Source organism: Kitasatospora sp. MBT63 (genome assembly GCF_000710465.2).
Lineage (GTDB): Bacteria > Actinomycetota > Actinomycetes > Streptomycetales > Streptomycetaceae > Kitasatospora.
Map to the genome: position 1 here is coordinate 1 of NZ_JAIZ01000127.1, position 7183 is coordinate 7183.

Annotated in this window: 7 protein-coding genes; 3 read left to right on the forward strand and 4 right to left on the reverse strand. The window is 71.8% G+C overall.

Annotated elements, in window-relative coordinates:
• Positions 1-281: 281 nt before the first annotated feature.
• The 3 genes from ettA (at position 282) to AA75_RS08530 (ending at position 3512) form a co-directional block, all read left to right on the forward strand.
• Positions 282-1946: an energy-dependent translational throttle protein EttA gene (ettA, locus tag AA75_RS08520; RefSeq protein ID WP_033819219.1), complete on the forward strand. Its 1665-nt coding sequence runs from the start codon at positions 282-284 to the stop codon at positions 1944-1946.
• Positions 1947-2118: 172 nt separating this feature from the next.
• On the forward strand, positions 2119-2676 hold the full coding sequence (locus AA75_RS45310) for a thioesterase family protein (RefSeq protein ID WP_082526350.1): 558 nt from the start codon (positions 2119-2121) through the stop codon (positions 2674-2676).
• A gap of 134 nt (positions 2677-2810) precedes the next feature.
• Entirely contained in the window at positions 2811-3512 is a 702-nt protein-coding gene (locus AA75_RS08530; RefSeq protein ID WP_051812013.1) for a hypothetical protein, read from the forward strand.
• Positions 3513-3548: 36 nt separating this feature from the next.
• On the opposite strand, the gene AA75_RS08535 is transcribed toward AA75_RS08530, so the two are convergent.
• The 4 genes from AA75_RS08535 to AA75_RS51710 form a co-directional block, all read right to left on the reverse strand.
• Positions 3549-3953, reverse strand: coding sequence for a globin (locus AA75_RS08535; RefSeq protein ID WP_033819220.1), 405 nt, complete (start codon positions 3951-3953; stop codon positions 3549-3551).
• 99 nt (positions 3954-4052) lie between these two features.
• Positions 4053-5186, reverse strand: a complete 1134-nt coding sequence (locus AA75_RS08540; protein ID WP_233288966.1) for an ABC transporter permease — start codon at positions 5184-5186, stop codon at positions 4053-4055.
• Positions 5183-6100, reverse strand: a complete 918-nt coding sequence (locus tag AA75_RS08545) for an ABC transporter ATP-binding protein (protein WP_033819221.1) — start codon at positions 6098-6100, stop codon at positions 5183-5185. Before AA75_RS08545 ends, AA75_RS08540 begins: the two co-directional genes overlap by 4 nt.
• 115 nt (positions 6101-6215) lie before the next feature.
• Positions 6216-7183, reverse strand: a 968-nt coding sequence (locus AA75_RS51710) for an FHA domain-containing protein (RefSeq protein ID WP_033819222.1), incomplete at its 5' end; no start/stop codon positions are given.

Below are 7183 nucleotides of genomic sequence, written 5' to 3' on the forward strand. Positions count from 1 at the left end.
ACGCCCCGCCCCGCCCTGCCCGGCGCTCGCCCCGCCCGCAGCCACGCTGCGCCGACCTTAGTCCGGGGGAGTTCCGGCGGAGTGCTGGAGGAGTACCGGGTTCGGGGAAGCACGGGGAGAGTTCCCGCGGAGTTCACGCGTACTTCCGGGGCGCCCGCGCCCGGTCGGGTCGCGTCGCCGGGGCCGCCCGCCGGGGCCCGGCCGTCAGTGCGGCCCCGCCCGGTGCGGCACAATGGAAGGCTGCAAGCCGATTACTCACGACGACGCCGGAGCGATCTCACGTGGCGGAATACATCTACACCATGCGCAAGGTGCGCAAGGCACACGGCGACAAGGTCATCCTTGACGACGTGACGCTCAGCTTCCTCCCCGGGGCGAAGATCGGCGTCGTCGGCCCCAACGGCGCCGGTAAGTCGACCGTGCTGCGGATGATGGCGGGCCTGGACCAGCCGTCCAACGGCGATGCCTTCCTCTCGCCGGGCTTCACCGTCGGCATGCTCCAGCAGGAGCCCCCGCTCGACGAGTCCAAGACCGTCCTGGAGAACGTCGAGGACGGCGTCAAGGAGATCAAGGGCAAGCTCAACCGGTTCAACGAGATCGCCGAGCTGATGGCGACCGACTACTCGGACGAACTGCTCGAGGAGATGGGCCGGCTCCAGGAGGACCTGGACCACGCCAACGCCTGGGACCTCGACGCACAGCTCGAGCAGGCCATGGACGCGCTGGGGTGCCCGCCCGGCGACTGGCCGGTCACCAAGCTCTCCGGTGGCGAGCGCCGCCGGGTGGCGCTGTGCAAGCTGCTGCTCGAGGCCCCGGACCTGCTGCTGCTCGACGAGCCCACCAACCACCTCGACGCCGAGTCGGTGAACTGGCTGGAGCAGCACCTGGAGAAGTACGCGGGCACCGTCGTCGCCGTCACCCACGACCGGTACTTCCTGGACAACGTCGCCGAGTGGATCCTGGAGCTCGACCGCGGCCGCGCCTACCCGTACGAGGGCAACTACTCCACGTACCTCGAGACCAAGCAGTCCCGTCTCAAGGTCGAGGGCCAGAAGGACGCCAAGCGCGCCAAGCGGCTCAAGGACGAGCTCGAGTGGGTCCGCTCCAACGCCAAGGGCCGGCAGGCCAAGTCCAAGGCCCGGCTCGCCCGGTACGAGGAGATGGCGGCCGAGGCCGACAAGATGCGGAAGCTGGACTTCGAGGAGATCCAGATCCCGCCGGGCCCGCGTCTGGGCAGCATCGTCATCGAGGTCAACAACCTCTCCAAGGGCTTCGGCGAGAAGCTCCTGATCGACGACTTGAGCTTCACCCTCCCGCGCAACGGCATCGTTGGCGTGATCGGCCCGAACGGTGCTGGCAAGACCACGCTGTTCAAGATGCTCCAGGACCTGGAGACCCCGGACGGCGGAACGGTCAAGGTCGGCGAGACCGTCAAGATCAGCTACGTCGACCAGAGCCGCGCCAACATCGACCCGAAGAAGACCCTGTGGGAGGTCGTCTCCGACGGCCTCGACTGGATCAACGTCGGCCAGGTCGAGATGCCGTCCCGCGCCTACGTCTCGGCGTTCGGCTTCAAGGGCCCGGACCAGCAGAAGCCGGCCGGGGTGCTCTCCGGTGGTGAGCGCAACCGCCTGAACCTGGCGCTCACCCTCAAGCAGGGCGGCAACCTGCTGCTCCTCGACGAGCCCACCAACGACCTCGACGTCGAGACGCTCTCCTCGCTGGAGAATGCGCTGCTGGAGTTCCCGGGCTGCGCCGTGGTCATCTCCCACGACCGCTGGTTCCTGGACCGGGTGGCCACCCACATCCTCGCCTACGAGGGCGAGAGCAAGTGGTTCTGGTTCGAGGGCAACTTCGAGTCCTACGAGAAGAACAAGATCGAGCGGCTGGGTGCCGACGCCGCCCGTCCGCACCGGGCCACCTACAAGAAGCTGACCCGGGGCTAGACAGCCGGCCCGCCGGCCGTCCGGATCCGGACGGCCGGCGGCAACGCCGACGCAACAACGGCCCGGCATGCTGCCCGTGCGGCGCCCTGCCGGGCGGCCGCCCGTGAGCCGCGAGGCTGTGCGGACGGCAGACGGGGCCGGTCGCCGGCCCTTCGATCGGAGGAGATTCACCGTGGCCCGCCACATCTACGCCTGCCCCATGAGGTGGTCCGACATGGACGCCTTCGGCCACGTGAACAACGTGGTCTTCCTGCGCTACCTGGAGGAGGCGCGGATCGACTTCATGTTCCACCGGGCCGCCGAGGCCGGTGCGGGTGAGTTCGCGGGCGGCTCCGTGGTGGCCCGGCACGAGATCGACTACAAGCGGCCGCTGACCCACCGGGCCGCTCCGGTGACGGTGGAGACCTGGGTGACCCAGATCGGCGGTGCCTCGCTGACGGTCGCGTACGAGATCAAGGACGTCGCCGAGGACGGCGCCGAGACGGTGTACGTCAAGGCCTCGACCGTCGTCGTCCCGTACAACCTGGCCGAGGGCCGGCCGCGGCGGATCAGCGCGGTGGAGCGCGAGTTCCTCAGCCGCTACACCGACGACGCCGACCAGGGCGACAGCGCCGACAGCACCGGCAGCGCCGGTGATGCGCGGCAGGTCCGGGCCGGCGAGCGCGTCCCGGCCGGCCGGGGCGTCCAGGGCGAGGCGGCCGGTACCGCCAGGGCCGTCGCGGCCGTCTGATGCGCGTATCGGTGTGCGGGCCGGCTCCACGGCCGGAGCGTCGCACCGGTTCCGCGTCCGGCCGCCAGACCCCCGCGCGGACCGAGCACCCCGTGCGCACCGAGCACCCCGCGATCCGAGTGAGCTGACCTGCGTTGACCACCACCACCCGCCTGAGACTCGTCGACACCGGTGAGGCCGCCGACCTGGCCGCCTTCCTGGTCCGGCTGCTGCGCTTCGACCGGGCGGCCGCCGTCCGTCTGCAGGCGGTGGCCGCGGTGGGCGGGGCCGGCGGCGAGGGTGTGCTGGCGGTGTTCGGACGGCTGCCGCTGGGCGGCTCGGGCGTGCTCGCCATCCGTACGGCACGGCTGGCGGAGCTGGACACCCCGGTCGACGTGACGGTGTCGGCGGGCCTGCTGCTGGACCTGGTGGACGAGACGGACGGCTCGTTCGCCGTGCCGGCGCCGGTGACCGGCCCGGCCTGGGCGGGCCTGCTTCCGCCGCGGACCGGCTGGCAGCCGGCCGGGGAGCCGTCCGCGCACCTGGTGTACCCCGAACTGATGGCTGCGGTACGGGAGTTCAAGGAGCGCAGCGAGCAGGTTCCGGCGCACCACCGGACCCGGCAGGTGCTGGACCAGCTGGCCGACGAGATCTGGACCCGGCCGCTCGGTGCGGCGCCGGAGCTGCCGCTGCGGGCGGCGCACGCGGCCTATGTGATCGGTTTCCTGAAGCCCGGCGCACCGCTCACGGTGCACCGGGCGGGCAGCTGGCTGCGGTTGAGCGCCCCGGCGGGTTCGGTCGCGGTGCGGCGGGCGGCCGCACCCGGTGCCGGGCTGGGCCTCAGCCCGCTGATCTGAGCGCGGCCGCGGACGGCGGCCGCTCGCCGGCCTGGGTCAGCCGGCCGTGTTGATCATCGACGCGGCGGCGTAGGTCAGGTAGTCCCACAGCTGCCGCTCGGCCTCGGCGGGCAGCTCCAGCGAGTCGAGCGCCGTCCGCATGTGCCCCAGCCACGCGTCGTGGGCGGCCCGGTCGACGGCGAACGGTGCGTGGCGCATCCGCAGCCGCGGGTGGCCGCGCTGCTCGCTGTAGGTGCGCGGGCCGCCCCAGTACTGCATCAGGAACAGCGCGAAGCGCTCCTCGGCCGGCCCGAGGTCCTCCTCCGGGTACATCGGCCGCAGCAGTTCGTCCTGGGCGACGCCTTGGTAGAAGCGGTGGACCAGCAGCCGGAAGGTCTGCTCCCCGCCGACCGCCTGGTAGAAGGTCTCCTCGCTGAGCGTCTCGCGCCGGATCTCGTTCACCCGACCATGGTCCCAGACGGCCCCGGGGGCCGTACACCGGGACTTCCGGCGTACGACCCCCGGGCGGGGTCCCTCGGGAGGGAGCGGCGGGACGGCCCGTTACGCGTCGTCCCAGTTGAAGAAGCGCCACGCGATGGCGCACATCACGGCGGAGAAGGCGAGCAGTCCGCCCATCGACGGCAGGACGTCCATCACGCCGCCGCCCCGGCTGAGCACCGCCTGCGCGGAGGTCACCAGGTAGCGCAGCGGCAGGAAGTGCGACACGGTCGTGAGCCAGCCAGGGGCGCCGTCGAGCGGGATGAACGCGCCGCCGAGGAACGACATCGGCAGGATGATCATCTGGTTGATGCCGTTGGCCGCCTCCTCGCTCTTGGCGGCGGCGCCGGTGACCAGGCCGATCGACATGAAGGCGATGGTCGCGCACAGCACCAGCGGCACCACCAGCCACCAGTTGCCGGTGAGCTTCAGCCCGAAGAACGGCGTGGTGGCCACCGCGAGGAAGATCGCGGTCTGGGCGAGGGCGATCGCCAGGCTGACCGCCACCCGGGCGCCGACCACGGTGCCCGGCGAGACCGGGGCCAGCCGCAGCCGCCGCAGCACCCGCTTCTTGCGCCAGCTCACCAGGGTGAACGAGGCGCCGTAGACCGCGCCGGTGGCGATCGCCCAGCCGAGCAGGCCCGGCGTCAGGTACTGGATCGGCTTCAGCGACTCGTCCTCGACCTGGCTGGGCACCAGGGTGAAGACCGGAGCCTTCCCGGAGGCCGCCTGGTTGGCGTCCTGCACCAGCGAGTTGACGATGCCCTGGACGCTGCCGGCCTTGACCTGGTCGGTGGCGCTGTAGCGGAGGTTGACCGTGCCGTCGGCGCCCTCGCTGAGCACGCCGTCGAGGTCGCCCTTGCGGAGCTTCTCCAGTGCGGACTTCTCGTCGTCCGCCCGGCTGATGGTGAGGACCTTCTCGAGCTCGGCCCGGCCATCGCCCTGTACCGAGTCGAGGACCCGGACCTGGCCGACCTCGGCCACCTTCACGTGCGGGGCGCCGGTGTTCTTGAACAGCGCGCCGAACATCAGCAGGAACATCAGCGGCATCAGCAGCACGAAGAACAGCGCGCCGCGGTCGCGGACGAAGCCGAGCAGCATCACCCGGGTCAGGCCGGCGAAGGCGCTGACCCGTTCGGTCCCGGCGCTCTCGCTGCCGGACTCCGGCCGGCGTACGGGGGTGGAGGTGGTGCTCATGCGCGGTACTCCCGTCCGGTCAGCTGGAGGAAGACGTCCTCCAGGGTGGCTCCGCGCACTTCCAGGCCGCGCAGGGCGTTCTGCTCGGCCAGCACCGAGAGCACCGGCGCGGGCAGCCGGGTGGAGAGCGAGAGGGTCGCGCCGTCGTCCTCCAGCCCGGTGATCTCGGCCCCGGCGGCGGCGAACAGTTCGCGCGCCCGCGCGGCGGTGAGCTGTCCGGACTCGACGCCGACCCGGACGGTGTCGTCGATCTCGCGCACCAGCGCGGCCGGGGTGCCGGTCTTCAGCACCTTGCCGTGGTCCATCACCGAGACCCGGTCGCAGAGCACCTCGGCCTCGTCCAGGTAGTGGGTGGTGAGCACCACGGTGCGGCCCTCGGCGTTGATGTCGCGCAGCAGGTCCCAGAGGTTGCGGCGGGCCTGCGGGTCGAGGCCGGGGGTGGGCTCGTCCAGGAACACCAGTTCGGGATCGTGGACGAGGGCGCAGGCGATGGACAGGCGCTGCGCCTGGCCGCCGGACATCTTGTCGGTGAGCACCCCGGCCGAGTCGGTCAGGCCGACCCGCTCCAGCATGGCGTCGGCGCGCTTGGGCCCGATGCCGTAGAAGGAGGCGAAGGTGCGGATGGTCTCACGGGCCGTCAGCTTCACGAAGAAGGCCGAGGCCTGGAACTGCACGCCGATCCTGGGCAGCAGCGCGGTGTTGCGCGGCCAGGGTGCGAGGCCTAGCAGCTCGACCCGTCCCTCGTCCGGCTCGCGGATCCCTTCCAGGATCTCCAGTGTGGTGGTCTTGCCGGCCCCGTTCGGGCCGAGAATGCCGTAGAACTCGCCAGTCGCGACGGAGAGTGACACTCCGTCGACGGCCTGGACATCCCCGTACCGCTTCCGGATCCCGTCAGCGGATATTGCTTCAGTCATGACTCCAGACCCTAGGGCCAGGTGTGGAGATCTTGACAGGTGCTTGAGCAAAGCATGAGAAAAACCCGCGGCCCCGGTGGAGCCGGAGGGCTCCGCCGGGGCCGGGACAGCCGGTTCAGGCGCTGCGGTGCACCGTGATGGTGGTCCAGGCGCCGATGTGGATCCGGTCGCCGTCGTTCAGCGGGATCGCGGTGTGCGGGGGCACCGGGTCGGGACTGCCGTTGACGGTGGTGCCGTTGGTGGAGTCCTGGTCGACCAGCACCCAGCTGCCGTCCGCCTGCTCGGCGAGCATGGCGTGGTTGTGCGAGGCGCCCGGGTCCTCCGGGGCGACCGACAGGTCGATCTCCGGGACGGTGCCGCGGTGCTGGCTGCGCCGGCCGATCCGCAGCTGGCCGCGGCCGGTCAGCGGGATCCGCCGGTCGGGGCAGTACGGCGGGAAGAACAGCCCGGCCGCCTCGGGGCCGCTGCGGATCATCATGTCGGTGAAGTACTCGCGGTCGGCGCTCACCACCGCGATCCAGTTGGTGCGCACCGGCGCCGCGGGCGGGGCCTGGCCCGGCGTCCGGCCCGGAGCGCCGTCGCCGGGCGGGGCGAGCCGGAACGAGGTGCCGAGGTCGTCACCGGGCTGGGCGTAGACCGGTCCGCTGCGCTCGTAGCCGTCCTGGTCCGGGAACGGCTGCGAGGGCTGGGCCGGCGCCGAGGGCCGGGAGGGTGCCGGGGGCGGCGGCGGGGCCTTCTCGAACGACTGCGGCTCGAACGACTGCGGCTCGAACGGCTGCGGCTCGTAGCCGCCCTGCTCGAAACCGCCCTGCTCGAAGCCACCGGGCTCGTAGCCGCCGGGCTCGGCGGGGCGCCCCGGCTCGTAGCCGCCGCGCTCGGGACCGCCGCGCTCGTAGCCGCCCCGCTCGTAGGGCTGCTCGTACGGCTGCTGGACCGGCTGCTGGAACGGCTGCTCGTAGGGCTGCTGTCCGTAGGCCGGCGGCGGGTAGCCGTAGCCCGGACGGCTGCCCGGCTCCGCCGGGTGCTGCGGGGGCTGGGGAGCCTGCTGCTGGGAGTGCTGTGAGTGCTGTGCCTGCTGGGAGT